26 protein-coding genes and 1 other RNA gene are annotated in these 25,899 nt (G+C 62.3%); 10 read left to right on the top strand and 17 right to left on the bottom strand.

The features are described 5' to 3' along the window. Positions 1-100: 100 nt before the first annotated feature. The 7 genes from MU846_RS05060 to MU846_RS05030 form a co-directional block, all read right to left on the bottom strand. Positions 101-1,714 (bottom strand): ABC transporter permease, encoded by a 1,614-nt coding sequence (locus MU846_RS05060; protein WP_246949387.1) that lies wholly within the window; start codon positions 1,712-1,714, stop codon positions 101-103. Positions 1,715-1,827: 113 nt separating this feature from the next. After that, a complete protein-coding gene (locus tag MU846_RS05055; protein ID WP_246949383.1) occupies positions 1,828-2,172 on the bottom strand; it encodes an avidin-fold protein in 345 nt (114 codons plus the stop codon). 157 nt (positions 2,173-2,329) lie between these two features. Beyond that, entirely contained in the window at positions 2,330-3,352 is a 1,023-nt protein-coding gene (locus MU846_RS05050; protein ID WP_246950202.1) for an extracellular solute-binding protein, read from the bottom strand. 129 nt (positions 3,353-3,481) lie between these two features. Continuing rightward, complete coding sequence (locus tag MU846_RS05045) at positions 3,482-4,699, bottom strand: UbiH/UbiF/VisC/COQ6 family ubiquinone biosynthesis hydroxylase (RefSeq protein WP_246949380.1); 1,218 nt, start codon at positions 4,697-4,699, stop codon at positions 3,482-3,484. Then, positions 4,689-5,879: an FAD-dependent monooxygenase gene (locus MU846_RS05040; protein ID WP_246949377.1), complete on the bottom strand. Its 1,191-nt coding sequence runs from the start codon at positions 5,877-5,879 to the stop codon at positions 4,689-4,691. Before MU846_RS05040 ends, MU846_RS05045 begins: the two co-directional genes overlap by 11 nt. After that, the gene (pepP, locus tag MU846_RS05035) at positions 5,876-7,204 is read right to left on the bottom strand and encodes a Xaa-Pro aminopeptidase (protein ID WP_246949365.1); all 1,329 of its coding nucleotides are present in this window, start codon (positions 7,202-7,204) and stop codon (positions 5,876-5,878) included. The genes MU846_RS05040 and pepP overlap by 4 nt, the downstream gene beginning before the upstream one ends. A gap of 14 nt (positions 7,205-7,218) precedes the next feature. Beyond that, positions 7,219-7,806: a UPF0149 family protein gene (locus MU846_RS05030; protein ID WP_246949362.1), complete on the bottom strand. Its 588-nt coding sequence runs from the start codon at positions 7,804-7,806 to the stop codon at positions 7,219-7,221. A gap of 348 nt (positions 7,807-8,154) precedes the next feature. On the opposite strand from MU846_RS05030, the gene MU846_RS05025 reads away from it, so the two are divergent. From MU846_RS05025 to MU846_RS05010, 4 genes are all read left to right on the top strand, one after another. Continuing rightward, a complete protein-coding gene (locus MU846_RS05025; protein ID WP_246949359.1) occupies positions 8,155-8,367 on the top strand; it encodes a TIGR02449 family protein in 213 nt (70 codons plus the stop codon). Continuing rightward, positions 8,364-8,678, top strand: coding sequence for a cell division protein ZapA (locus MU846_RS05020; protein ID WP_246949356.1), 315 nt, complete (start codon positions 8,364-8,366; stop codon positions 8,676-8,678). The genes MU846_RS05025 and MU846_RS05020 overlap by 4 nt, the downstream gene beginning before the upstream one ends. Before the next feature lie 76 nt (positions 8,679-8,754). Further along, positions 8,755-8,939: non-coding RNA, 6S RNA (ssrS, locus tag MU846_RS05015), on the top strand. Positions 8,940-8,967: 28 nt separating this feature from the next. Beyond that, positions 8,968-9,564, top strand: coding sequence for a 5-formyltetrahydrofolate cyclo-ligase (locus tag MU846_RS05010; RefSeq protein WP_246949353.1), 597 nt, complete (start codon positions 8,968-8,970; stop codon positions 9,562-9,564). A gap of 452 nt (positions 9,565-10,016) precedes the next feature. Here MU846_RS05010 and ilvA read toward each other — a convergent pair whose 3' ends face one another. Further along, positions 10,017-11,537: a threonine ammonia-lyase, biosynthetic gene (gene ilvA, locus MU846_RS05005; RefSeq protein ID WP_246949349.1), complete on the bottom strand. Its 1,521-nt coding sequence runs from the start codon at positions 11,535-11,537 to the stop codon at positions 10,017-10,019. Between the two features lie 158 nt (positions 11,538-11,695). Between ilvA and rpiA the strand changes: the two genes are divergently transcribed. Beyond that, positions 11,696-12,349, top strand: a complete 654-nt coding sequence (gene rpiA, locus MU846_RS05000; RefSeq protein ID WP_246949338.1) for a ribose-5-phosphate isomerase RpiA — start codon at positions 11,696-11,698, stop codon at positions 12,347-12,349. A 19-nt stretch (positions 12,350-12,368) separates the two neighbouring features. Here rpiA and MU846_RS04995 read toward each other — a convergent pair whose 3' ends face one another. Continuing rightward, positions 12,369-13,028, bottom strand: coding sequence for a fumarylacetoacetate hydrolase family protein (locus MU846_RS04995; RefSeq protein ID WP_246949335.1), 660 nt, complete (start codon positions 13,026-13,028; stop codon positions 12,369-12,371). A gap of 68 nt (positions 13,029-13,096) precedes the next feature. Beyond that, complete coding sequence (locus MU846_RS04990) at positions 13,097-14,485, bottom strand: D-2-hydroxyglutarate dehydrogenase (RefSeq protein ID WP_246949310.1); 1,389 nt, start codon at positions 14,483-14,485, stop codon at positions 13,097-13,099. Between the two features lie 244 nt (positions 14,486-14,729). On the opposite strand from MU846_RS04990, the gene serA reads away from it, so the two are divergent. From serA to MU846_RS04965, 5 genes are all read left to right on the top strand, one after another. Beyond that, positions 14,730-15,959, top strand: a complete 1,230-nt coding sequence (gene serA, locus MU846_RS04985) for a phosphoglycerate dehydrogenase (protein ID WP_246949306.1) — start codon at positions 14,730-14,732, stop codon at positions 15,957-15,959. 91 nt (positions 15,960-16,050) lie between these two features. Then, complete coding sequence (locus tag MU846_RS04980; protein WP_246949303.1) at positions 16,051-17,412, top strand: COG3014 family protein; 1,362 nt, start codon at positions 16,051-16,053, stop codon at positions 17,410-17,412. Beyond that, entirely contained in the window at positions 17,412-17,798 is a 387-nt protein-coding gene (locus tag MU846_RS04975; protein ID WP_246949300.1) for a YcfL family putative periplasmic lipoprotein, read from the top strand. Before MU846_RS04980 ends, MU846_RS04975 begins: the two co-directional genes overlap by 1 nt. An 81-nt stretch (positions 17,799-17,879) precedes the next feature. After that, the gene (gene lpoB, locus MU846_RS04970; RefSeq protein ID WP_246949297.1) at positions 17,880-18,467 is read left to right on the top strand and encodes a penicillin-binding protein activator LpoB; all 588 of its coding nucleotides are present in this window, start codon (positions 17,880-17,882) and stop codon (positions 18,465-18,467) included. 56 nt (positions 18,468-18,523) lie between these two features. Then, positions 18,524-19,822: a CsgG/HfaB family protein gene (locus MU846_RS04965; RefSeq protein WP_246949294.1), complete on the top strand. Its 1,299-nt coding sequence runs from the start codon at positions 18,524-18,526 to the stop codon at positions 19,820-19,822. A 326-nt stretch (positions 19,823-20,148) separates the two neighbouring features. Here the strand turns inward: MU846_RS04965 and MU846_RS04960 are convergent, their stop codons facing one another. The 7 genes from MU846_RS04960 to MU846_RS04935 all read right to left on the bottom strand — a co-directional run bounded on the left by MU846_RS04960 (position 20,149) and on the right by MU846_RS04935 (position 25,899). Next, positions 20,149-20,655 carry a porin family protein gene (locus MU846_RS04960; RefSeq protein WP_246949280.1) on the bottom strand — a complete coding sequence of 169 codons (507 nt, stop codon included), beginning with the start codon at positions 20,653-20,655 and terminating at the stop codon, positions 20,149-20,151. A gap of 39 nt (positions 20,656-20,694) precedes the next feature. Continuing rightward, positions 20,695-21,051, bottom strand: coding sequence for a hypothetical protein (locus MU846_RS04955; RefSeq protein WP_246949277.1), 357 nt, complete (start codon positions 21,049-21,051; stop codon positions 20,695-20,697). Between the two features lie 110 nt (positions 21,052-21,161). Then, positions 21,162-22,118 (bottom strand): alpha/beta hydrolase, encoded by a 957-nt coding sequence (locus MU846_RS04950; protein WP_246949274.1) that lies wholly within the window; start codon positions 22,116-22,118, stop codon positions 21,162-21,164. A 271-nt stretch (positions 22,119-22,389) separates the two neighbouring features. After that, positions 22,390-23,454, bottom strand: coding sequence for a class II fructose-bisphosphate aldolase (fba, locus tag MU846_RS04945; RefSeq protein WP_246949271.1), 1,065 nt, complete (start codon positions 23,452-23,454; stop codon positions 22,390-22,392). Positions 23,455-23,560: 106 nt separating this feature from the next. Then, positions 23,561-24,724 (bottom strand): phosphoglycerate kinase, encoded by a 1,164-nt coding sequence (locus MU846_RS04940; RefSeq protein WP_246949258.1) that lies wholly within the window; start codon positions 24,722-24,724, stop codon positions 23,561-23,563. Then, on the bottom strand, positions 24,706-24,834 hold the full coding sequence (locus MU846_RS14600; RefSeq protein ID WP_306799244.1) for a hypothetical protein: 129 nt from the start codon (positions 24,832-24,834) through the stop codon (positions 24,706-24,708). The genes MU846_RS04940 and MU846_RS14600 overlap by 19 nt, the downstream gene beginning before the upstream one ends. Positions 24,835-24,879: 45 nt before the next feature. Beyond that, positions 24,880-25,899: a type I glyceraldehyde-3-phosphate dehydrogenase gene (locus tag MU846_RS04935; protein WP_246949254.1), complete on the bottom strand. Its 1,020-nt coding sequence runs from the start codon at positions 25,897-25,899 to the stop codon at positions 24,880-24,882.

Genomic DNA, 25,899 nt, shown 5'->3' with positions numbered 1-25,899 from the left:
AAATGCGAGCGTGACAGAGGCGAGGCAGTGGGTCTGCGGGGGTTTGTTAAATAAGGTAGCCGGGATGTAATGCCGATGTAAGAATCTGTAAAATGGCGACTCAGTACACGCGCGTACGCCGCATCAATAAATAAACCGGCAATAAGCCGGCCAGCACCAAGCTGAGCGAAGGCAATGCGGCACGCGCCCATTCACCCTCGGCCGTCATTTCATAAATGCGCACCGAGAGCGTATCCCAGCCGAACGGCCGCAGCAGCAAGGTGGCGGGCATTTCTTTCATCACGTCGATCAGCACCAGCAGTAGTGCGGTGAGCACGCCGGGCGTCAGCAGCGGCAGATAAACCCGACGCACCGTTTCGGCCGGGCTGGCCCCCAGTGTGCGCGCTGCATCGATCAGCTTGGGGCGCACCCGTTCAAAAGCGGTTTCCACCGGGCCGAACGCTACCGCCAGAAAGCGCACCACATAGGCCATTTGCAACGCCAGCAAACCACCCATCAGCACTTGCCCGGTGCCGAAATACTGCGTCAGCAGCCGATCAATGGCGGCAAAACTCAGCACGATACCCACCGCCAGCACCGATCCCGGCAATGCATAGCCGGAAGTGGCGCCGCGAATGGCGATGTGCAACAGACGATGACGGCGCGTGCGCCGCACATAGCCCAGCAACAACGCCAGCATCACCGTGACGAAGGCAGCCCCCAGGCCCAGCAGCAAGGTGCGCCAGATCAAGCCGACGTAGCGTGCGTCCAGATCGCGCCAGGCGCTATCGGCTACCCAATAGATCAGCCGGCCTACCGGCAACGCGAAGGCGAGAAAAAATACCGTGCCGGCAAACAGCGTCAGCAACCAGGGGGCGATACCTCGTGGCCGCACCCGATGCACCTGCCGCCCGCCCTGCTCGAAGCGCGCCCGCCCGCGCCCGAAGCGCTCCAGCGCCAGCACCAGCAACACAAACACCAGCAACAGCGAGGCCAGCTGCGCCGCTGCGTTGCGATTGAACAGGCCATACCAGCTCTTGTAGATCGCGGTGGTGAAGGTGTCGTAATTGAACACCGCCACAGCACCAAAATCCGCCAGCGTTTCCATCAAGGCCAGCGCCAGCCCCGCCGCAATCGCCGGGCGCGCCATCGGCAGCGCCACCCGCCAGAACGCAGCATACGGCCCCAGGCCGAGAATGCGCGCCTGCTCCATCAGCGCGCGCCCCTGTGCCATGAAGGCAGTTCGCGCCAGCATGTAAACGTACGGATAGAACACCAGTGACAGCGTGACGATGACCAACCAGGGGCGGCGCACGCTGCCGCCAGCGAACGCCGGGATCAGATCGCGCAGGGTGCGCTGCACTGGCCCGGCATAATCCAGCAGATCCAGGGACACAAAAGCGATCACATAGGCCGGCACTGCCAGCGGCAGAAACAGCGCCCAGTCGAAGAAGCCCCGGCCGGGAAAATCCAGCGCAGATACCATCCAGGCCAGGCTGATGCCCAGCACCAGCACACCCACCGTCACGCCAACGACCAGCAAGATCGTATTGAACACCAGATCAGCCAGCACGGTATCGGCCAGATGCCGCCACACCGCCGACTCATCACCCAGCCACGACAGCGCCAACACCAGAATCGGCATCAACACCATAACCGCCAGCGCGAGCACCGCCAGCACCGGCACATCCGGCCGGCGTAACAGGCGTGGGCGGCTGAGCGCGAGCGAGGCCACTAGCAGGTTTTCCCGGCAAGCTCAGAGGAGGGAGCAAGGCTCATCGGGCACCACGCAAAGGAGCAGCTTGTGGCAGGCCCAACGAGTGCAGGGAGCGAATGCGCTGGTGTTTGTCAGGGTTCAACAACTTCTTCAAGCTCTGATGTTCCTGTGGTCTGGTCGCCCGTGAACCATTGCCGGTTTTCTTTCAGAACCAGCGCTCCATCCGGGTTCTGATGGAGCGTTGAGCGGCATTTACCCGCCATCAACTCGCCGTGGATGTCCTGGTGGTGACAGACAAACTCAAGGCTGCCATCGGACAACATTTTCCCTTGCAGGTGCCCGCTTGTTATCTCGCCACCGGCATAATCCGCCCAGATCCGATCCGCGTCCTGATAGCAATGAAAGCGCGTCGATGCGCTGACCTCGCCATTCGCCGAGCTGGATTTGCCACAAAACACGCGATTGTTAACGTTCACACCGCCCCCACCTGGCCGTTGGCTTGCTCGTGTTTGCACGCCCGGTTCTGCACCCTCGGCTTTGCCAATCTGTTTCGCAGTTCGTCGCACCGGCCGCACGACAACGGGCGCCACCGGCTGGCCGGGGCGCCCGTTGTCGGCTTGCCAGCGTCAGCTATTACCGATAGCCGGCCCGATCCATCAGCTTCACCGCCTCTGCCTGACGGCGGCCAGCAACTTCCACGTTCAGGTCATCGGCACGGAAGCTGCCCCAGGCAGCCACAGCCTCAGCCGGCGCCACCTCCGGGTTCACCGGAAATTCCATATTGCCGTCGGCCAGCAGCTTCTGGGATTGCTCCTGCGTCATCCACACCAGCAGCGCTTCCGCTTCGTCACGCCGTGGAGCATGGGCGGTAATACCCGCGCCGGAAATATTCACATGCATACCGCTCTCACCCGCACCCTGGTTGGCCCAGAACAGCTTGATCGGCATCTCCGGCTTGTCACGCAACATGCGGCCGAAATAGTAGGTATTGATAATGCCCACGTCGCACTGGCCGGCGGCGATAGCCTCCATCACCGCGTTATCATTCGCGAACACGTCAGTGGCCAGGTTATCGATCCAGCCGCGCACCACACGTTCTGCCTCAGGCTCGCCCAGGCGTTCGATCATGGTCGCCACAAGAGACTGGTTATAGACCTTTTTCGAGGTGCGCAGGCACAGGCGATCACGCCATTGCTCATCTGCCAGTGCCTCATAAGTGGATAGCTCGTCCGGCGACACACGCTCGGTGGAATAGACGATGGTGCGCGCACGCACCGACAACCCATACCAGCGCCCCTGCGGATCCCGCAGGTGCGCTGGTACGTTGCGCTCCAGCGTGTCGTTATCGACAGACTGCAACAGCCCGCGCTCGGCTGCTTGCCAGAGGTTGCCGGCATCTACCGTGATCAGCAGATCGGCCGGGCTGTTGCTGCCCTCGGCCTCAAGGCGGGTCAGCAGCGCAGCATCGTTATCCGTGATGTAACGCACCTGCACGCCTGTTTCAGCGGTGTAGGCGTCAAATACAGGCTTTACCAGATGATCCCCACGGGAGGTATAAACGACGACTTCGCGGGTGTCTTCCGACTCCGGGGAGCCGCACGCGGCCAGCACGGCGACAACGCCTGCCAGCAGCCCATTTTTCAGCCATGAATTCATCAAGATGATCTCCTGCGGGGGGATTTACGAACCGGACACAGTCAAGAATGATTCGCATTATCCTGCCAGTGCGCAGTTGATGCAAGGAAGAAATAATAATCAGTCTCGCCGGCAAACCCTTGCCGGAGCTCAGTTCCGCCGAGCCAGAGCCGGCAGATCACCGCTGCGGCCGAGCGCGTGACGGGTCAGCATTCGCTTCACCGGCGCGGCGCGGTTGAACAGGTTCATGCCCAGATTGCGCATCAGCCGCACCTCCAGCGAAGGCTGCTCGAACAACACCTTGAAACCATGCAGCACGTTCAACATCAGTGCGTTATGGCCACGGCGGCGGCGTTGATAACGCGCCAGCGCCGACTGGTGATAAAACGGCAGCCCGCGTGTGCTGGCACGCTCGAATTCTTCCGCCAGCACCGCCGCATCAAGCATGCCCATATTGATGCCCTGCCCGGCCAGCGGGTGCACCACATGCGCGGCATCGCCAATCAGCGCCACGCCGTCACTCACGTATTCGCTGGCGTGCAGCTCGTTGATCGGAAACAGCCCGCGTTTTCCGAGCAGCCGCAGCGCCCCGCAGCAGCCCTGGCTCGCCTGCGTCAATGCCACGTCAAACGCGTCGCCTTCCAACGCCATCAGCCGCTCGGCTTCGGCGGGCAGGCACGACCACACCAGTGAACAGTGATGACGATCGCCGCCCAACGGCAGCAGAGCCAGCGGGCCGGTATCCATAAAGCGTTGCCGGGCGCACCGCCCGTGAGGGCGCTCCATGGCCACGGTGCCGACAATCGCAAGATGCCCGGTGGGGCGCAGGGTGCCCGGAATCCCGGCATTTTCGCGCACACTGGAGCGGGCGCCGTCGGCGCCCACCAGCATCGGCGCAGCCAGCTCGCGGCCATCCGCCAACGCGATTTGCCAGCCCGCCGCGCTGCGCTGCAACCGGGTCACCCGCGCGTCGCAATGCCAGCGGACGTTGGTGGCCGTGGCGAGCGCCTGATGCAGCGCCGCTACCACGGCATCGTTCTCGACAATCCAGCCTAAAGAGGGCACTCCCGCCTCGACGGCATCGAACACCACTTCGCCTGTGCCATCGCCATCCCACACCTGCATACGTGTGTAAGATTGCACGCGCTCCGGTGGCAGTTTTGCCCAGGCGCCCGTGCGTACCAGCATCCGCTGGCTGGCTTCCGTGAGCGCGGAAACCCGCGGCCGCGCCAGCCCTTGCGGCATCTGTGGCACCGGTGCGGCATCCACCAGCTGCACCCGCAGCGGCCCGCCAGCCAGTATTGCCGCCAGCAACCCGCCGGCCATGCCACCACCGATGATCACCAGATCCACAGATTCAGTTGCCATGTGCCAACCCCATTGCTCTGGCTGCAAAGGCGCTGCGCAGGCCAGGCCATAAATCCAGCGCCGCAAGGCCAAGCTGGCGGCTATGCGCGAACGGCCCGAAACGCACCCGAAACAGCTCCGGCAGCCAGCGTGAGGCATGGCCGACCAGCGCCTGATCGGCAGCACGGCCAGCCACATATTGCGATAGCGTAGCCAGCGCGCCGGGCTGTTCACTTGCGCCAACACACTCCGCCAGCGCCGCCAGATCGCGCAGCGTCAGATTGAAGCCTTGCCCGGCCACCGGGTGCAGCGTGTGAGCTGCGTTGCCGACCACCACTGCATACGGCACCACCTGCGCGCTGGCTTGCGTCAGCACCAGCGGGTAACAGTGCCGGGTGCCCAAGCGAGTGAACGGATGCAGCCGATCAGGCCCGATGGCATCTTGCAGGGCGGCCAGCAAGGCGTCATCGCTCAGCGCATTCAATTCCGCCATGCGCGCTCGTGGCCCGGTCCAGATCAGCGCCATGCGCCTCCCCGGCAGCGGCAACAGCGCCAGCGGGCCGTCATCGAGAAAACGCTCCCAGGCGATGCCGTGATGATCCACGCCCAGCTCCACGTTGGCGATCAGTGCATCGTGGCCCAGATCGTGGTGGCGGGCGCTGATGCCCAGCGCCTCGCGGGTGCGCGAATGCGCGCCATCGGCGGCGATCAGCAAATCGCAGTGCAGGGTGGCCTCCGGCAACAGCACCGCGTAACCGTCCGCCAGCCGCCGCACGCCCTGTGTCTGCATGGGCGCCAGCACGCGGATGCCCTGGTCAGCAGCGGCGGCATCCAGCAGCACGCGCCCCAGCCAGCGGTTTTCCACCACGGCGCCGAGCATCGGCAGCCCTTCTTCGGCAGCGCTCATGCGGGTGTGCCCCAGCCGGCTGCGGCGTGATACATCCACGGTGGCAATAGGCGCCGCTTGCTGTCGCAGCGCAGCGCCAATTCCCAATGTGTCGAAAATCGTGAGGCTGCCGGCTGAAAGCGCCGTGCTGCGTGCGTCGAAGCTGGGCGTCAAGGGATCACCCGGCCCATCAAGCGGCGCCGCCTCGATCAGCGTGACCTGCGGCTGGCCGTGATGGCGCAGCAGCAGCGCCAGCGCCAGCCCGGCCATGCCGCCACCGACGATCACCACCGGGCAGCGCTGGGGATCGCTCATGCAGCATCACCCGCCTTGCTCATCAGGGCGTGAATATCGGCGACTTCCTTGGGCACATCGCCGGTCAGGATTTCATGGCCATCGCGGGTGACGGCCAGATCATCTTCGATGCGAATGCCAATGCCGCGCCAGCGGGCATCAACGCTGGTATCGTCCGGCGCCACATACAGCCCCGGCTCCACCGTGAGCACCATGCCCGGCTCCAGCACGCGCCATTGATCATCGACCTTGTAATCGCCCACGTCGTGCACATCCAGCCCCAGCCAGTGGCCGGTGCGGTGCATGTAAAAAGGCCGGTAGGCTTCTGTTTCGATCAGCTCGGCCACGCCACCCTTGAGCAGGCCGAGATCCACCAGCCCTTGCGTGAGCACCTGCACCGACGCTTCATGAAATGCGTTCCAGTGGTTGCCGGGGCGCACGGCCTCGATGGCAGCGTACTGCGCCGCCAGCACCACTTCATACAGCGCCTGCTGCTCGCGGCTGAAGCGGCCATTGACGGGAAACGTGCGCGTGATGTCGCTGGCGTAACTGTGGTATTCGCAGCCGGCATCCACCAGCACCAGATCACCGTCGCGCAGCTTTTCGCTGTTGTCGATGTAATGCAGGATGCAGCCGTTGGCACCGCCGCCGACGATGGAGGGATACGCCGGCGAGCGCGCACCGTGCTGCATGAATTCGTGCAGGTATTCCGCCTCAAGCTGATACTCGAACATGCCCGGCCGCACGGCGCGCATCGCCCGCACATGGGCAGCGGCGGCAATTTCACCAGCACGGCGCATGACTTTCAGTTCGCCTGCGCTTTTATATAGCCGCAGGTCGTGCAGCACGTGCGTCAGCGCGAGAAACTCGCCGGGCGGGTGCGCGCCGGTGCGCACGCGTGCACGAATGCTGTTAACCCAGCTCATCACCTGGCGATCAAATTCCGGGTCGCGGCCCATGTCGTAATAGACCCGGTCGCGGCCCTCGATCAGCCCCGGCAGAATCTCGTCGATATCATTGATCGGGAAGGCATCATCGGCGCCGAATTTTTCCACCGCGCCTTCCGGCCCGGCGCGGTAGCCGTTCCAGATTTCCATGGCCCGATCCCGCTCCCGGCAAAACAGCACGAACTCGCCATGCTCACGGCCGGGGATCAGCGCCATCACCGCCTCCGGCTCAGGGAAGCCCGAGAGATACCAGAAATCGCTATCCTGCCGATACGGATGCTCCACATCGCGATTGCGGGTGCGCTCCGGTGCAGCGGGCAAAATGGCAATGCTGTTTTCTTCCATCTCGGCCATCAACGCGCGGCGACGGCGAGCAAACTCCTGACGTGAAATCGACATGCCTGCTCCTGTTCTCAGTGCTTGACCACGGGCCCGGCGGGCGGGGGGGCATCCGGCCGGGCCGCCAGCGCCAGCTCGGTGAATACCATCATCGCCGCCATGCGGGCGTGCTCGGCCACCTGCTCGAACATCTGCTCTTCCTCTTCGCTGCCATCCTCCGGCAGAGCGATCTGGCTGATCGCGGCAATATCCGATAGCGCTTCCTGCAAGCCCGGCGGCAAATCGGCATCGCGCTTTCCGGCGCTGCCGGTGCCAAAGCCCACCAGAAAACCCTCGCACCACTGGCCCAGCGCCGCCACCCGGCTACCCAGCTCTTCCTCATCGTCGGGCAACAACAGCACCAGTTCCAGATCGTCGCCGGTGTAAGCCTCTTGCGCCAGATCGCGCACGGCGAGCAATGCCGTTGAAGCATCCGCCGACCACTGGCCAGCCAGCTCGGTATGCGCCGCCAGCATACCAAGCAGCTCTGCATCAACGCTGCCCAGCCCGGTACTCAGCAGCCCGCAGATCACCCCGTGCAGCTCCGCCGGGCCATGGCGCACGCCGGCACTGGCAAGCTCGTCTGCAAGAGGTTCAAAAAATTCTGCGGTTGTTCTGGGCATGGATATCATTCCAGCAATGGGCACAGAGCCGTGAATCGGTGGCGCGTTGACCCCCAATGGGCCGCTCTCTATAGTACAAGCGGGTTTCAGAGCCTGTTGACGCCTCCCGGTGCCCGGCCATCAGCCAGGGCCAACGCAACGGTCTGGCACGCACAGGCAGCCAGCAAACCGTCAACAAGGCGCGAGGAGTGTAGTTTGCCTGACCCGAATGAACAACGCGCAACGCGGCGCAAGCCGCCGCTGCGCCGTTGCAGAGCCGGCGCACCCCAGCTCCCGCATCAGCGGTATCGCCGACGGCACACGCCGCCGATGAAAATAATGTGAACACGCACCAGTGTGCATCAAGCCATGAAATCGGACGAACAATTACGGCAACTGGAAGCCCGCATCGAGCAGCTGATCGCCTTGAGCGCCCGGTTGCGCGAAGAGAACCAGACGCTGCATGCTCGTGAGCTGAAGCTGATGGAAGAGCGTGCGCAGTTATTGAAAAAGAATGATGTGGCCAAAGCCAAGGTCGAAGCGATCATCAGCCGCCTGAAATCCCTGGAGCAGGAATCATGAGCGACAGCGCTTCGGTAGTCGTACACCTGCTGGACAAGGAATATCGCGTCGCCTGCCCGCCCGGCGAGCGCGACAACCTGATTCGTGCCGCGCGCTTTCTGGATGATCGCATGCGCGAAGTGCGCGAAGCCAATGTCGTCGGGCTGGAGCGCATCGCCGTGATGGCGGCGCTGAACCTTGCCCATGAGTTGCTGCAAAGCAACTCCGCTCTGGACAACCGCGCCAACAACAGCGACCGCCTCGCGCAGCTGCTGCAAAAAATGGATGCCGAGATCAGCGCCCACCAGCGCCTGCGGGATCCTCGCGACTGATACTGGTGTGCCTTTTTCCGACAGCCTTGCACCTGCCCTCGTCGCTCCCCCCACTAAGCTGCTACAATGAACCCGGTGTTCCCTGGTGTGCTCGCCAGCGAGGCAATGTCCCTGAGCCGATGCTTTAAACCCCGGGGGCGAAGATGGCGCATCTGTGTGCAAGTCCGCTGCGGCGGGAAGCCTGAAGAATCGCCTGACGCCTCCACCTTGAACCGCAGGGTTCAAGGGCTACGCCATAGCAGCGGCACAATCGGGGAGCACCCATTCATTTTCTGTCACGGGATTTCCTGTGCCTGACTTCAGCAGCCCACTGCCTGCCGAAAGCCGCACCCGGCGCAACCAGTTGCGGCGCGCCATGCGCCAACGTCGCCGCGCCCTGAGCGCCGGCAGCCAGCGTCTCGCCGCCCGGCAACTGACCAGAAAACTGGCCGCCACGCTGCGCATCCGCCGCGCCCGCCGTATTGCGCTTTATCTCCCTGCCGATGGCGAGATCGACCCGCGTGGCCTGATGCAACATGCCGGCTTCAAACGCTGCGTCTTCTTGCTGCCCGTGCTTGATCCGCTACGGCCTGGCCACCTGCGCTTTGCGCCATGGCAACCCGGCCAGCCTTTGGCAAAAAACCGCTTCGGTATTCCTGAGCCACACTTGCGCGGCCCGCTTGCCGCCGCCTGGGCGCTGGATGTGATACTGATGCCATTGGTGGCGTTTGATGATGCCGGCAACCGGCTGGGAATGGGCGGCGGCTTTTACGACCGCACGCTGGCAGACTTGCCCCGGCGCCCGAAGCAACCGTGGCTGGCAGGCACTGCCCACCGCTTCCAGCGGGTTTCCCGGCTGGAGACTGCGAGGTGGGACAAGGCAATGGATTGCGTCATTACAGATTGATAAAGTTTGGCGAACGTTTTCTGATCAGCGCTGTATATTCAGCGTCTTGGCGCTCGCACTGGCGGCCATCTGATTCAACCGCGCCTCACTTCCCCCATATGTCAGGCTGCTTACCAGCACCCCCAAGCCAAAAACTATTGCCAGAATTACCAAAGCATCCGGTTTCTTTTTCATTTCCAGTGATGTCCCCAACGCCAGATCCTGCGATCTCTGCAACGGCCAATGTCCAACAGACGAAATGTCACCGGCCTTCCAGCCGTATGACCCAAAAAGGCTGATACCAGAATGGCATCAGCCTAAAGACGTAAAGCAACGAGGTGTGACCATACCGGCTTGGGGCAATCCAAACCGGAATAAGTTCAAAAAATGAACACTCCGTGATCAAAAGTCAACAGGTTACGGTGACAGGCTGAGGATTTACCTCAGCTTTCCCCCATATACTGTTCAGACGATCAGCTCAAGAACAGCTGATAGGCCGGGTTAGTGGTTTCTTCCAACATCGGGTAAGGCAGCGCTGCCAGCTCTGCCGCGAACCGCTTGCGCTCGCCCGGTGGCACCTGAAAGCCCACCAGCACCCGCCCGTAAGCGGCACCATGATTGCGATAGTGGAACAGGCTGATATTCCAACGGCCTCCCAGTGCCATCAGGAATTTCAGCAGCGCACCCGGCCGCTCGGGGAATTCCACCCGATACAGCAGCTCGTCCAGCTCAGTTTCGGCGGGCGTATGTCCGCCGACCATATAGCGAATATGCAGCTTGGCCATCTCGTTCTGCGTCATGTCCAGCACCGGATAGTCCTTTTCTTCCAGTGCCGCAACCAGTGTCGCCAGATCATCAGTGCCTGGGCGAATCTGCACACCGACAAACACCGTTGCGGATGACGCATCACGGTAACGGTAGTTGAACTCGGTAATCCCGCGCCGACCCAGCGTCTGGCAAAACTGCCGGAAGCTGCCCGGCCGCTCCGGGATGGTCACCGCCAGAATGGCCTCGCGCTGCTCACCCAGCTCGGCGCGCTCGGCGATATGCCGCAGGCGATCAAAATTCACGTTGGCGCCGCTATTCACCGCCACCAGCGTCTTGCCTTCGGCCTCGTTGGCCTGCACCCATTTCTTCAACCCTGCCAGCGCCAGCGCGCCAGCCGGCTCGACGATGGAGCGGGTATCCTCGAAGCTGTCCTTGATCGCCGCGCAGATTTCATCGGTGGTGCAGGTAATCACCTCATCCACGCAGCGGCGCAGCACCCGGAATGTCTCCTTGCCGATCTGGCGCACTGCCACGCCATCGGCAAACAGGCCCACTTCCGCCAGCTGCACGCGGCGCTTGCGCTCCAGCGCCACCTTCAGGCAGGCCGCGTCTTCCGGCTCCACGGCAATAATGCGCGTTTCCGGGCGCACATATTTGATATAGGCCGCCACCCCCGCCGCCAGCCCGCCGCCACCCACCGGCAGGAATACCGCATGCAGCGGGCCGCTGTGCTGGTGCAGGATTTCCATCCCGATGGTGCCCTGGCCGGCGATCACGTCCGGGTCGTCGTAGGGGTGCACGAAGGTGAGCTGTTCCTTTTCTTCCAGCTCGCGGGCATGGGCCAGCGCCTCATCAAAGCCGTCGCCCGCGAGCACCACGCGGCCACCGTGCTCGCGCACCGAGCGCACCTTGATATCCGGTGTGGTGCGCGGCATCACGATCACCGCACGCAGGCCGAGGGAACGGGCCGCCAGCGCCACGCCCTGCGCATGGTTGCCCGCCGAGGCACAGATCACGCCGCGCTGCTGCTCCTCCGGTGTCAGCCGGGAGATCATGTTGTACGCCCCGCGCAACTTGAAAGAAAAAACCGGCTGGAGATCTTCCCGCTTGAGCAGCACACGGTTGCCAATGCGGCGAGAGATCAGCGGCGCTTCATCCAGTGGGCTTTCTATCGCCACGTCGTAAACGCGGGCCTGGAGGATTTTCTTCACGTAACGATCGGGCATTTCGGGCTCGGGGTCGGCAATGGGCGGGCGGAAAGCGACAATGGTACGGCTGCGCCGGGCTAGCGTCCACGGCAGCGTTGGCGATGTCAGCCGGCGGGCAGCTTGTTATACTCTGCGCCATCTGCTTTCTTTCCTTCCGCCCACCCACGGACACTCTCATGGATCACAACGCACTGAAGAAAGCCGCCGCCGAAGCCGCACTCGCCTTCATCGAGCCCGGCATGGTGATCGGCGTCGGCACTGGCAGCACCGTCAATTACTTCATTGATGCGCTGGCCAGCCGCAAGGACGATCTGCGTGGCGCGGTGGCCAGCTCCGAGGCCACCGCAGCGCGCCTGCGCGAGCACGGCATCCCGGTGCTTGATCTCAACAACGTCGATGAGCTGCCGATCTATGTCGATGGTGCCGACGAGGTAAACGCCCATCGCGAGATGATCAAGGGCGGTGGGGGCGCGCTCACGCGGGAGAAAATCATTGCCGCCGTGGCGCGCAAATTCATCTGCGTGGTGGATGAATCCAAAAAGGTGCAGCGCCTGGGCGGCTTCCCCTTGCCGGTGGAAGTGATCCCCATGGCGCGCTCGCACGTGGCACGCCGTCTGGCAGCGCTGGGCGGCCAGCCCAAGTACCGTGAAGGCTTCGTCACCGACAACGGCAATGTCATTCTGGATGTGCACAGGCTGGATGTGTCGCGCCCGCTGAAACTGGAAGAACAGCTCAACAGCATCACCGGCGTCGTCACCAACGGGCTGTTTGCCCTGCGCCCGGCTGATCTGGTGCTGATCGCCACCTCGCAGGGTGTGGAACGCTACTGAGTTTCTGTTTATCGGGTGGTCAGGCCACGCTGGTGCGCAAGGCGAGAAAATTGCCGAGCTTTGCCACCAGCTGATCGCCCGACACCAGCGGCGCTACGCCGGCCGGCGTGCCGGTATAGACCACATCACCCGGCAATAGCGTGAAATGGCGGCTGATCTCCGCTACCAGCGGAAAGATCGGGAACAGCATTTGCCCGCTATGCCCGTGCTGGCGCACCTGATTGTTCACTTCCAGTGACACGGCCAGATTCTGCCTCGTCGAAACACCACGGGCATCGACAAAGCCGGATACCGGCGCCGCACCATCGAACGACTTCGCCTTTTCCCACGGCTCACCACGCTCCTTCAGGCGGCTTTGCAGCTCACGCAACGTGAGATCGAGCCCTACCGCGTAACCGGCGATGGCAGCCTGCGCCGCTTGCGGCGTCGCATCCGTCAGCGGCGTGCCGATCAGCACCACAATTTCCACTTCATGGTGCACCTCGCCGCGCCCCACCGGCAGCATCACCGGCGCGTTCAGATCACGCAGCGCGGTCGCCGGCTTGATGAACAACAGCGGCTCGGCCGGCACATCATTGCCCAGCTCGCGGGCGTGCTCGGCGTAGTTGCGGCCCACACAGACCACCTTGCCCACGGGCAGCTCGACGGCGCTGCCGTCAATCCATTTGTGCTCGTACATATCAGGGGTATCTCTTGCCTGGCCAGGGGAGCGGCCCGCTATCGAGCCGCTCGTTCTTTGCCGTTTCTTCAATCCAGCAGCTTGCCGGGGTTCATCACGCCGTTGGGGTCAAACAGCGCTTTCATGGCGCGCATGTAGCCGATCTCTTCCGGTGAACGGGAATACTGCAGGTAGGGCTTCTTTGTCATGCCGACGCCGTGCTCGGCAGAAATCGAGCCGTTATATTTTTCCACGATCTCGAATACCCACGTCGACACATTATTGCAGCGCTCGAAGAATTCTTCCTTCGACAACGCGGCCGGCTTGAGGATATTCAGGTGCATGTTGCCGTCGCCGATATGGCCAAACCAGACGATCTCGAAATCCGGGTACTCGCGCTGCACGATCTCGTCGACCTCTTGCACAAACGCCGGCACCTTGCTGACGGTGACAGAAATATCGTTCTTGTACGGCGTATGCGGCGCAATGCTCTCGGAAATCCGCTCACGCAGCTGCCACAGCTGCTCCAGCTGCGCCAGCGACTGGCTCATCACGCCATCAAGCACCCAGCCCTGCTCCACACAGTGCTCGAACAGCGCCAGCGCCTGCTCGCCGGCAGCGTCGGACAGCTGCTCGAACTCCAGCAGGCAGTAAAACGGCGCTTGCGTGTCAAACGGACGCGGCACCCCGTGCGCGAGCACATGGGCCATCGCCTTGTCGGAGAAAAACTCGAAGGCGGTCAGATCAATCTGCTGCTGAAACGCATGCAGCACTTTCATGACTTCAGTGAAGCCCGGCACGCCCAGCACCAGCACGGCGAGGTCTTTCGGCTGCCGGGTGAGCTTCACGGTCGCCTCGACGATAAACCCGAGCGTACCTTCCGAGCCGATAAACAGATGGCGGAAATCGTAGCCGGTAGCGTTCTTGATCAGCCCCTTGTTCAGATCGAGCAGATCGCCCTTGCCGGTCACCACCTTCAAGCCGGTGATCCAGTCCCGCGTCATGCCGTAGCGAATCACCTTGATGCCGCCGGCATTGGTGCCGATATTGCCGCCCATCTGGCTGGACCCGGCCGAGGCAAAATCCACCGGATAAAACAGCCCCTGCTGCTCCGCATACTCCTGCAACTGCTGGGTTATCACCCCCGGCTGCACGGTGACGGCGCGGTCATAAGGGTCGAAGGCGAGCACCTTGTTCATGCGATCGAACGCCACCACGGCCTCGCCACGGGCCGCCACCGCGCCAGCGGAAAGCCCGGTGCGGCCGCCGGATGGCACCAGCGCGATATCGTGCTCGTTGGCCAGGCGCACAATTTCCTGCACCTCATCGATGGTTTCCGGCAGCAACACGACACTCGGCGCCGGCGCCCAGGCGCGCGTCCAGTCCACCCCGAAGCGTTGGCAACTGTCGGCGTCGGTCAGGCAACGTTGCTCCCCGAGCAGGGGGCGAAACAGGTCGGCAACGGCGGTCTGGGTCATGGCTGCTCTCGTTCTCCGGGGTTTGCGCGGTCGGGCGCGATGTATAAAGGGTGCGTTATGCCAGCACGGCTGCCTGCTGCACCGGCATGGCGCCTCACAATAGCGGCTTGCACGGCCGGTTTTTCACGATTGGTCGGCGCGCCCGCCATCACAGGCGCTTTTCCCCACCAGGGCTGGCCGAACCGGGGGCGCGCCATGTTACCATACGCGCCCCTCTTTCTTTACAGGTTACCGGGACTGCGTCATGGCCAGAACTTCTCTTGAGAAGGACAAGATCCGTATTTTGCTGCTGGAAGGCATCCACGCATCCGCCGTGGCGACGTTCAAGCAGCACGGCTACACCAATGTGGAACTGTTGCCCGGCGCCCTCACGGGCAGCGAGTTGCAGGAGAAAATCCGCGATGCGCACTTTGTCGGCATCCGCTCGCGCACCCAGCTCACCGAAGAAATTATTGCCTCGGCTGAGAAACTGATGGCCATCGGCTGCTTCTGTATCGGCACCAACCAGGTCGATCTGGAAGCCGCACTCAAGCGGGGTATCCCGGTATTCAATGCGCCTTATTCCAACACCCGCTCGGTGGCCGAGCTGGTGGTAGCCGAAGCCATCATGCTGATGCGGGGTGTGCCGGCCCGTAACGCCGCCTGCCATCGGGGCGGCTGGCTCAAATCCGCCAAGGACAGCTTTGAAGTGCGCGGCAAGAAGCTGGGCATTGTCGGCTACGGTAACATCGGCGCTCAGGCCAGCGTGCTCGCCGAAGCCATGGGCATGCGCGTGTACTTCTATGATGTGGTCACCAAGCTGCCATTGGGCAACGCCACCCAGGTGCACAGCCTGGATGAGCTGCTGGCCATGAGCGACGTGGTCAGCCTGCACGTCCCCGACACCCCCAGCACCCGCTGGATGATCGGCGAAGCGCAGATTCGCGCCATGAAACCGAAAAGTTACCTGATCAACGCTGCACGCGGCAAAGTGGTGGATATCGACGCGCTGAGCGCCGCGCTGCGTGATGGCCACCTGCTGGGCGCAGCCATCGATGTGTTCCCGGAAGAGCCGAAATCCAACGACGACGAATTCGTCTCGCCGCTGCGCGAGTTCGACAACGTGATCCTGACTCCCCATGTGGGCGGCTCCACCCAGGAAGCCCAGGAAAACATCGGCGGCGAAGTCGCCGAGAAGCTGGTGCGCTATTCGGACAACGGCTCTACTCTCTCTGCCGTGAATTTCCCCGAAGTTTCGCTGCCGTCCCACCCGGACATGCACCGCCTGCTACATATTCACCAGAATGTGCCCGGCGTGCTCAGCCAGATCAACCAGGTATTCTCCGAAAACGGCATCAATATTGCCGCGCAGTACCTGCAAACCAATGCCACCATCGGCTATGTCGTGATTGATCTGGAAGCGAAATCCAGCCAGCTGGCGCTGGAAAAACTGCGCAACATCCCTGGCACCATCCGCACTCGCGTCCTTTTCTGAGCGAGTGCGGATCATGTGTCGAAGCAGGGATGCCTCGACAGTCAGCCAGTTCGGCGCTACCTTGAGCGCTGGATCGGCTGACTGCCTCATCATGCAAAATAATAATCTGACCCGACTGCTCCTGCTTGTTGGTGCACTGCTGCTGGGCGGCTGTGCCACCAGTTCATTATTCAATCCCTATCCCAACCAGGCCAATCACTGGAAGCAGCTTGCTGCCAGCGGTCAGGGCGATGCCGCGCTGGCGCGGCTGGAAAAAGGCGCTCGCGGCAAGGATCGGCTGCTATATCTGCAAGAAAGCGCCCGGGTGGCGCAACTGGCCGATCAGCCTGCTGAAAGTCAGCGACTGTTTGCCGAAGTGATCGGCCTTTACGACGAACAGGACGAACAGGCCCGCATTCGTGCCAGCAGCGCCGGCAGCGGACTCGGCGCGCTGATGGTGAATGACAACGCGCTACCGTATCGCGGTCAGGATTACGAGCGCATCGCCGTGCATGGATTACAGGCGCTCAATTACTGGCAGCAGCAGGATATCGAAGGGGCGAATGTCGAGTTTCGGCGACTGACGCTGGAACAGCGTGTCATTGAGCAACGTCATGAGCAGGAAATAGGCCGCGCAGAGGACGAGGCCGCCAGTAGCGGCGCACCGGGCATTGGCGATTTCGAAGGCCAGTTTGCCGGGCTCAACAGCGCCGCCGCACTGGTTCGCAGCAGCATTCAGAACCCCTACTTCTATTACCTGGCCGGTGTCTTCCGGGAAGGCACCGGCCAGTACAACGACGCCTTGGTCGATTACAAGAAAGCCTACGAAAGCGCGCCACAGCTGGTACAACTGAGAACCGACATCCAGCGTCTGGATGCTCGCCAGCGAGGCCGGCGCCAGCGGGCGCAGGGGCAAGTGGTAGTTGCCTACGAGCAAGGCTATATCCCGCCCCGCGAAGAAATCAGCCTGCCGATTCCCACCATCCACGGCTATTTTGCGGTGTCTTTTCCCACTTACAGCGGCGACACGCTGGTGCCCCGGCCGTTGCAGATCACCACCGAAAGCGGCACTCAGGCACGTACCGAAGTGATCGCCCGCTTTGATGGCATGGCCGCACGAGCGCTACGCGAGCAGGTGCCCGCCATGCTGGTGCGGCAGACGCTACGCGCCGCCGCCAAATACAGCGCCCAGAAAGCTGCCAACGATGAGCTTGGGCTGCTCGGCGCACTGACCACACAAATCTACAACCTGGTGTCTGAACGTGCCGACCTGCGCAGCTGGCTGACCTTGCCGGCGAACGCACAGATCGCACGCCTGACCCTCGCCCCCGGCACGCATCGCCTCGCGTTGTCTGGCCCGGGGGGCAGTGCTAACGTGGAAATCCCCGTCGTCGCAGGCGGCACGACCCTGGTACGGGTGATCGACACGGGCCAGTTGCACATCACCATCATGCCCGTTCTGGAGGAACCCTGATGAAACGCCATACCTTGTTATGGAGCTTTTTGTTGACCTTTATGCTGCTTGGCTGTGCCACCAAACCAGCGCAGCTGCCAGAGGAGGATCTGGCCGTGCTGCGCTACGACACCGCCTCCCTGACCGGCGCCTTCGAGCTGCTGGAAGTGAACCGCGCCAGCAGCGGCGACGTGATCCGCACGCAGGTGCAGCTGCGCAACAAATCCGCTTTCAGCGTGAACTACCAATACAAATTCCGGTGGTACGACCGCAACGGTTTTGAAATCGCGCCCGATGGCGAGCCGTGGCGCCCGCAGCGTGTGCCCGGCAAAGGCGAATTCCGCCTGCAGGGCGTAGCGCCCAGCGCTGCCGCAACCCGCTTTGAAGTATGGCTGCGCCAGGAATAAACATGCCGGGCCAGCCGCTTTGACATCAGGTGGTGGCCCTTTTTGTCCGTTTTGAGCTTGTTCAATCCAAGGAGATTGTTGATGCGCGTAATCATGATGGCCGTGCTGGCCACTGCCCTGCTGATCAGCGGCTGCACCCGTGTGCAATATGGCGATGCCACCGCCACTGAAACCGTGACAGTAGATTTCGGCTCCACCGATTTGCAAATGATCGCCTCGCAGATGGTCGATGATCTGCTCACCTTCCCGCCGGTGGTGCAAATGACCATGCAGCGCCGCCCGGTGGTGTTTGTCGATCGCGTGCAGAACCGCACCGTCGAGCACATCGATACCGAATCGGTCACTGACAGCATTCGCACCCGGCTGATCCAGTCCGGCAAGTTTCGCTTCGTCGATATGACGGTAGTAGATCGCGTGCGCCAGCAGATGGATTTCCAGACCCAGAGCGGTATGGTCGATCCCGCCACTGCGGTAACGCTTGGCCGCCAGATCGGTGCCGAGTTCATGCTCTATGGCGCGCTGACCAGCATCGTCAAACGCGATAACCGCACCAAAGACGTGTACTACAAATTCACGCTGAACATGATGAACCTGGAAACCGGCATCATCGAGTGGTCGAGCGAGAAAGAAATCCGCAAGACCCGCTCGCGCAGCCTGTTTGGTCTGTAATCGCGTGCGCCCGGCAGCCGCTGCCGGGCGCCACCGCGTTGCCTGAGGATAGCACTATGAAAATGCTGTTCCGCTCCCTGATCTCGTCCCTGGCCGCCACCGTGCTTTCGCTGTGCGTATTGCAGCCAGCCTTGGCAGAAAACGCCGATAACATCGTCACCCGCGAAGCCACCGGCTTCGGCCACGACCCGCAAACCGCCGTCGCCAATGCCTTGGTGGAAGCGGCACGCCAAGGGCTGGGGGTGACAGTGACGCTCAACCCCGATTTCCGCCGTGAAACTTACGACTGGGTTATCCAGGGCCGGCTCGCCACAGGCGCCTGGCACAGTGAACCGGAAGCACGCCTGCCAACGCTTGCGCCGGTTGCCGGATATCGCGTTCTGGAAACCACTCAGGTCAACGATGCCCTGTGGCAAGCACGTGTAGAAGCCCGCCTGCTGACGCCGAAGCAGATCGGCCCGGATCGCAGCGCGCTGCCCTCCGTGGCCATCGGCACGCTCCGCACCAGCGGCAGCAGCTATGATCTCGGCCGCCCGATCCCCCCTGCGGAAGTGCGAGCCCAGTTACGCAACGCACTGGTCAACAGCTTCACCGACAGCGGCCGGCTGCGCGTGCTGGATCGTGATTTCAGCGCCGACGTCGCCGGCGAGCGCGCCATCAGCGCCAGCAGCCTGCAACCGCAGGAGCAAGTGCGCGTGGGCCGCCAGCAAGGCGCCGATCTGGTGCTGGTTGGTGATATCGAATCCTTCCAGCTTGGCCGCCCCGGCCGCAGCTACTACGGCGCGCAGTTCAACACGCTGGAGCCAGTGGTGCGCGTGCAATATCGGCTGCTGGAAACCGCCACCGGCGGCGTGCTGCGTGCCGGCACCTTCACTTACCAGGAAAGCCCCGGCGCGCTGCGCAGCAAATTGCGCGACGCGGATATCGACCCGGATCGCGAGCCCGAGCGGATCGGCGAATTCCTGTACCCGGATGTCGCTCGCGCACTGACCGGCGAAGTGCTCGATGCGCTGTATCCGGTGCGCGTACTGAGCGTGGCAGGCGAGCAGGTTTATGTGACGCAGGGCAGCGGCCGCCTTGCCGTGGGCCAGCAGCTGAGCGCCCATCAGCTCCAGGGCGAGATGCAAGACCCGGACACCGGCCTGCCGATCCGGCTGGAGACACCGGCGCTGGCGACGTTGCGCATCGCCAGTGTGCAGCATGGCTACGCCGTTGCGGAGCTGGTGGAGGGAGATCGCAACAGCCTGAATGCACAAACGGTGCTGCGCGATATGCCCGCCGACAGCGGCCAGAGCAACCGCCCCGGCCGCCCCATGACACCCGGCTCATCGGAAGCACCGATCAGCTGGGATTAAACAAACGGGCGCAGCGGCCCGGCAGCCGTTGCGCCGTTTCTCGACCAATCTGGCCTGCTGCCGGCTCTGCCAGTTGCCCTGGCTCTCTGCCGGATCAACCTGCTTATTCGGACTTTCCAGCCCTCTCACCGGCAATCTGTTACTCGTCAGAAACGCAGTGACAGGATATCCATATCAACCCGAAGGGCACCGAGCGAAGGTGCACATTCCAGATTCCGGGCAAGCGCTTGATCCGGGCTCAGGGCCACGCCCACGCCGTACCGCTGCCGTCTTGCGAGCTGGAAAGTCGGTCTGCTTTGCCCGGCAAGCTACTATTGCGTTACTTGTCAGAACGAGTAGGTAAAGCCCAGCGACAAGGCATCCATATCGACCCGGCTGGCATCCAGCAAGCGCGCATATTCCAGATTCAGGGCAAGCGCGTGATCCAGGCTCAGATCCACACCCACACCGTAGCCGAAATCATCACGCGAGCTGGAACGCAGCTGCGGATCAGTTTTCACGCGGGTATAACCGCCCAGCAGATAAGGTGTCAGCTGTGTGTTGGTGGGCATCGCCAGCCGCACATAAGCACCGTAATAATGATCCAGCTCCACCTTGGTGCCGCGCACCCGATCACTGCCAAAACCAAGCCCCAGGCGCAGCTCGCCCGACAAATACGGATTGAACCCCAGGCCAAGCCGGCCGGTTAACGCATCCAGCTTGGCCTCGCCACCGGCGTCCAGCTCAACATAATTGTATTGCACACCAAAATAGGGCCGCGCTTCCTGTGCTTGCACGCCCGGCGTCAGCGCCAGTGCACCTGCGGCACCAGCCAGTATCATCCACGTTTTCATTGTCAGGTCCGTCCTTTCAATTAAAAAAATCAGTGCCGATCAGACATTGCCCGCCGGCCCCTGGCCTTTTTCCACTTCCTGCTGATGAATGCCTCGGCGGGAGCGTTGATCGTAGCCCGCATCCGGGTCTTCGATATGCGAGCCCAGATTGCGCTGTGCTACTTGCAGCCGGATAGCAAAGCCACGCTCAGCGATTTCCTCCCGCGCTTCCGGTGAACGGATACGCTCATCCGCCGCCACCAGCGCGGCGTGCACGCGCTCTTCGCGTGCTTCGCGCTCCCGCGCCTGCTCGGCTGTTTCACCGGTATCGCCAGCCGCCAGCACTGGCCCGGCCAGCGCCGCAAGCAGCGGCAGCATGGCTACTGCGCAGGCCCGCTTCATATGTATCGAGTTCATAGCCCCTCCAGCGCTGTCCTCCGATATTCTGACGCTTTCCTCATCACAATACTGGAACGCCGTCAGGCGAGCGGAGCAGGCAGCGTAAAAGATTCGAAAATCGAAGCGGCTCAGGCCAGGTGCCTGTCCAGAATGCGGTTGATCTGCTCACGAAAATCGCGGTGTTCATTGGCGAGCTGGTGGCGCGCACCCTTGAGGATATGAATCTCGGGCTCGCTGAATTTGTCCTCGATAATGGACAGGTTATGGCGCCAGTCGACGGTTTCGTCCATATCGCCCTGAATGATCACCGGGCTGATGCGCACCGAGGCTGCACGCTCGAAGCCGGGAATCCACTTTTTCAGCGCCCCGACCCAGCGGGCCGACAACTGGTGATGCTGGAGCGGGTCGAGATGTTCGAGAAAATGCAGAAAATCCGGGTCACTCGAATTCACCGTGAACACGCGCCGGATATAATCACGAAACGGGCTCACCAGGCTATGCAGCACACGGCCGGAGCGCCACCCCATCGGCCGCACCAGCGGCGCCAGCAGAATCACTTTCTCGAACGGTGCCTGCTCATTGCTGCCACCGGCACTGAGCAGATAATCCATGATGATCGCGCCGCCCGTGCTTTGCGCAAGCGCGTGCCAGGGCTTGGGAAAATTATTTTCCTGCCGCGCAAGGCACTGCGTCAGCACTTCGCGATAGACAAGAAAATTGTCGATGGCGGCACGCGGCCCCGATGACAAACCATGCCCAGGTAAATCGTAAGCCAGCACCGCATAACCCAGCTTCAGCAAATGCTCGATCACATGCCGATAAAGGCCCACATGATCAAAATAACCATGCAGCACCAGCACCGTCCCGCGGGGCGCAGCCGGCCGCCAGGCATGAATGGCAATATCGTGCCCCGCCGCTTCGAAATAACCGAAGCCGTGCAACAGGCCGGGAAAACGATCAGCAAATCCTATGCCGTAAAAATCAGCATAACGACGCGCCTCACCGCTGATCTCCTGCGGTGTTTTCCAATCAAGGGGCTGCCAGGCCCGCTGGATAGTATGCGCATCAAAAGGTGGCTGATTCATGGCCAATAGCATACCCACGCGAGCGCAGGCGCGGTAGCCGAACGTGACAGGTCAAAACAGCAAAAGCCCGAGAGGCGGCCGGCAACCCGGCAGGCATAGAAGAGCGAGATCACCCGCTCCCCGCTTTTCAGATTGGCTCAAGGTCGGATGAAATAGCCCCTCTCCCCTTGTGGGAGAGGGGTTGGGGAGAGGGGGCGATGATGGCAGCAAACTCTGGCTTTCACACCAAGCCCGCCTGGCCCCTGCATCTCCGGTGAAGCGGGGCAGGATCTCAGGCGACGCGAGGGTCGAGTTCGCCTTTTTCGTAGCGTTTGAACATTTCTTCCAGCGAAACCGGTTTGATCTTGCTCGCTTGCCCGGCAGTGCCGAAGGCTTCGTAACGCGCCAGGCAGATTTCTTTCATGGCCTGGGTGGAGACGGCCAGATATTTGCGCGGATCGAACTCGGAACGGTTTTGCGCCAGGAAGCGGCGGATAGCGCCGGTGCTGGCCAGGCGCAGGTCGGTATCAATATTGACCTTGCGCACGCCATACTTGATGCCTTCCTGAATCTCTTCCACCGGCACGCCGTAGGTCTCCGGAATCTCGCCACCGAATTCGTTGATGACTTTCAGCCACTCCTGCGGCACCGAGGAGGAGCCATGCATCACCAGGTGGGTATCCGGGATGCGCTCGTGAATCGCTTTGATGCGATCAATGGCAAGGATGTCGCCAGTGGGCGGTCGGGTAAATTTGTAGGCGCCGTGGCTGGTACCGATGGCAATTGCCAGGGCGTCTACTTTGGTGGCTTTGACGAAATCGGCAGCTTCTTCCGGGTCGGTCAGCATCTGCTCCAGATCCAATGTGCCCTCGGCGCCGATGCCGTCTTCTTCACCCGCCTGCCCGGTTTCAAGTGAGCCCAGGCAACCCAGCTCGCCTTCCACCGAGACGCCACAGGCATGCGCCATGGCCACCACGGTCTGGGTGACTTTCACGTTGTAGTCGTAATCCATCGGCGTCTTGCCGTCTTCGCCCAGCGAGCCATCCATCATCACGGACGAGAAGCCCAGCTGGATCGAGCGCTGGCACACCGCCGGGCTGGTGCCGTGATCCTGATGCATGACCACCGGAATATGCGGAAATTCTTCAATGGCCGCCAGAATCAGGTGGCGCAGGAAGGGCGCCCCGGCATATTTGCGTGCGCCGGCAGAGGCTTGCACGATCACGGGCGAATCGGTTTCATCCGCCGCCTCCATGATGGCGCGCATCTGCTCCAGGTTGTTGACGTTGAATGCCGGCACGCCGTAGCCGTATTCGGCGGCGTGATCCAGCAACTGACGCAGGCTGATCAATGCCATGGGGTTATCCTCTTCGTCCGTTGGCGGCTAGACAGCCGCCGTACATTGTCCATATCCATACGCTTTGTGCCGAGCGCAAGCGCGCTCCGCTCGGCCTTTGGCGTGCTTAATCTTTTGCCCGTTGCTGCAATACTGCCACTGCCGGTAACGTCTTGCCTTCCAGAAACTCCAGGAACGCACCACCACCCGTGGAGATGTAGGAGATCCTGTCGGCAATGCCATATTTATCGACTGCCGCCAGGGTGTCGCCACCGCCCGCGATGGAGAAGGCGTTACTGTCGGCGATGGCTTGCGCCATTTCCTCGGTGCCGGCGCCAAACTGATCGAACTCGAACACACCCACCGGGCCGTTCCATACGATAGTGCCGGCTTCTTTCATCAATGCGGCAAACACATGCGCTGTCTGCGGGCCGACATCCAGAATCATGTCATTCTCGCCGACCTCATCGACACTTTTCACGACCGCTTCCGCATCAGCAGAAAACTCGCTCGCGACCACCACATCCATCGGCAACGGAATATGCACTTTTTCGGCAATTTTCTGCGCCGCAGGAATCAGATCATGCTCGCACAGGGATTTGCCCACCTGTTTGCCCGCTGCCGCCAGAAAAGTGTTGGCGATCCCGCCGCCGACGATCAGCTGATCCACTTTTTCGGCCAGCGATTCGAGCACCTCCAGCTTGGTCGACACCTTGGCGCCGCCGACAATGGCAACCAGCGGCTTGGCCGGTGCTTGCAGCGCCTTGCCCAGTGCATCCAGCTCCGCCGCCAGCAAGGGCCCGGCACAGGCAAGCGGTGCAAAGCGTGCCACACCGTGGGTGGACGCCTGGGCGCGGTGCGCGGTGCCGAATGCGTCCATCACGAATACATCGCACAACGCGGCCATTTTTTTCGCCAGCGCTTCGTCGTCTTTTTTCTCGCCCTTGTTGAAGCGCACGTTCTCGCACAGCACCAGCTCGCCGGGCGCCACGTCCACACCGTCAAGCCAGTCACGCACCAGCGGCACCGGCCGCTCAAGCAGTGTGGCCAGGTGATCGGCAACCGGTTGCAGCGAGGCGCTTTCATCAAACACGCCTTCCTCCGGGCGGCCCAGGTGCGAGAGCACCATCACACGCGCGCCGGCCTCCAGGGCGTGGCGAAGGGTCGGCAGCGCAGCGCGGATGCGTGCATCACTGGTGACCTTGCCGTCTTTCACCGGCACGTTGAGATCTTCGCGGATCAGCACCCGCTTGCCGTTCAGGTCCAGATCCGTCATGCGAAGAATGGACATCGTGTTTGCACCTCAAAGCGTTTACGTGTTCGATCGCTGCCAACCGCCTGGCTATCGGCGTTCATGACATCGGTGTTCATGGCCTCGGCGCTCATGACATGGGCGTTCATGACCCAAGCGCTCATGGCATGAGCGCGCATGAGTAGCGCCGTGTGTCAGGCCGCGCCTTGCTCGGCCATCCAGCTGACCAGATCCAGCAGCCGGTTGGCGTAGCCCCATTCGTTGTCGTACCAGGCGACAATGCGCACCATATCGCCTTGTACGCAGGTCTGGGTTGCATCAAAGATCACCGACTCACTGCGGTGATTGAAATCCACACTCACCAGCGGCTCGACATTGTAGCCGATCAACCAAGAGGCTTCGCCAGCACGACGCGCAAACAGCTCGTTGAGCTGTGGCACCGAAGGCGTGTGCGTCAGCCGCAGTGTCAGATCGACCATCGCCACGTTCAGCGTCGGCACGCGAATCGAGTCGCCGCTGATACGCCCTTTCAGGCGCGGCAAAATCTGCTGGATGGCGCCGATCGCGCTGGATGTGGTCGGCACGATATTCTGCGCCGCCGCCCGGCCCCGGCGCGGGTCGCGGTGCACATGATCCAGCAGGCTCTGATCCGAGGTGTAGGCGTGCACCTCTTTCATCAATACCTGCTCCACCCCGAACGCATCGTCGAGCACCGACAACAACGGCGCAATCGCGTGCGTGGTGCAGGAGGCGGTCGATAACACCCGCTGGCAGGGCTGCAATTGTTCGTGGTTGATACCATACACCAGCATGGCATCGGCCCGATCAAACGGCACCGCCCCCATGATGACCCGGCTGGCGCCTGCCGCCAGGTGTGCGCTGGCCTCGTCATGGCCGCGAAACTTGCCGGTGCACTCCAGCACCAGCCCTGCCTCCAGCGCCTGCCATGGCAGCGCTGCCGGCTCGGCCACCGCCAGTACTCTGGCGCGGTGCCGCCCCAGCACCAGTTGCGGGCCGTCTTCCAGCGCCACCGGCACCGGGCACGGCCCATGGGTGCTGTCGTAGCGGCTCAGGTAAAGCAGATCCTCGGGGCTGCCGAGATCATTTATCGCCACCAGCGAGAACGGCGCCCGCCAACCGCTCGCTTCACGCCCGAGCAACGCCCGGACAAAAGAGCGGCCGATACGACCATAACCGTTCAGCGCAACGCGCAT

Origin of the sequence: Alcanivorax quisquiliarum, from assembly GCF_023051175.1 — a bacterium.
In the GTDB taxonomy this organism is placed as follows: domain Bacteria; phylum Pseudomonadota; class Gammaproteobacteria; order Pseudomonadales; family Alcanivoracaceae; genus Isoalcanivorax; species Isoalcanivorax quisquiliarum.
This window is presented reverse-complemented; position numbering and strand designations above follow the sequence as displayed.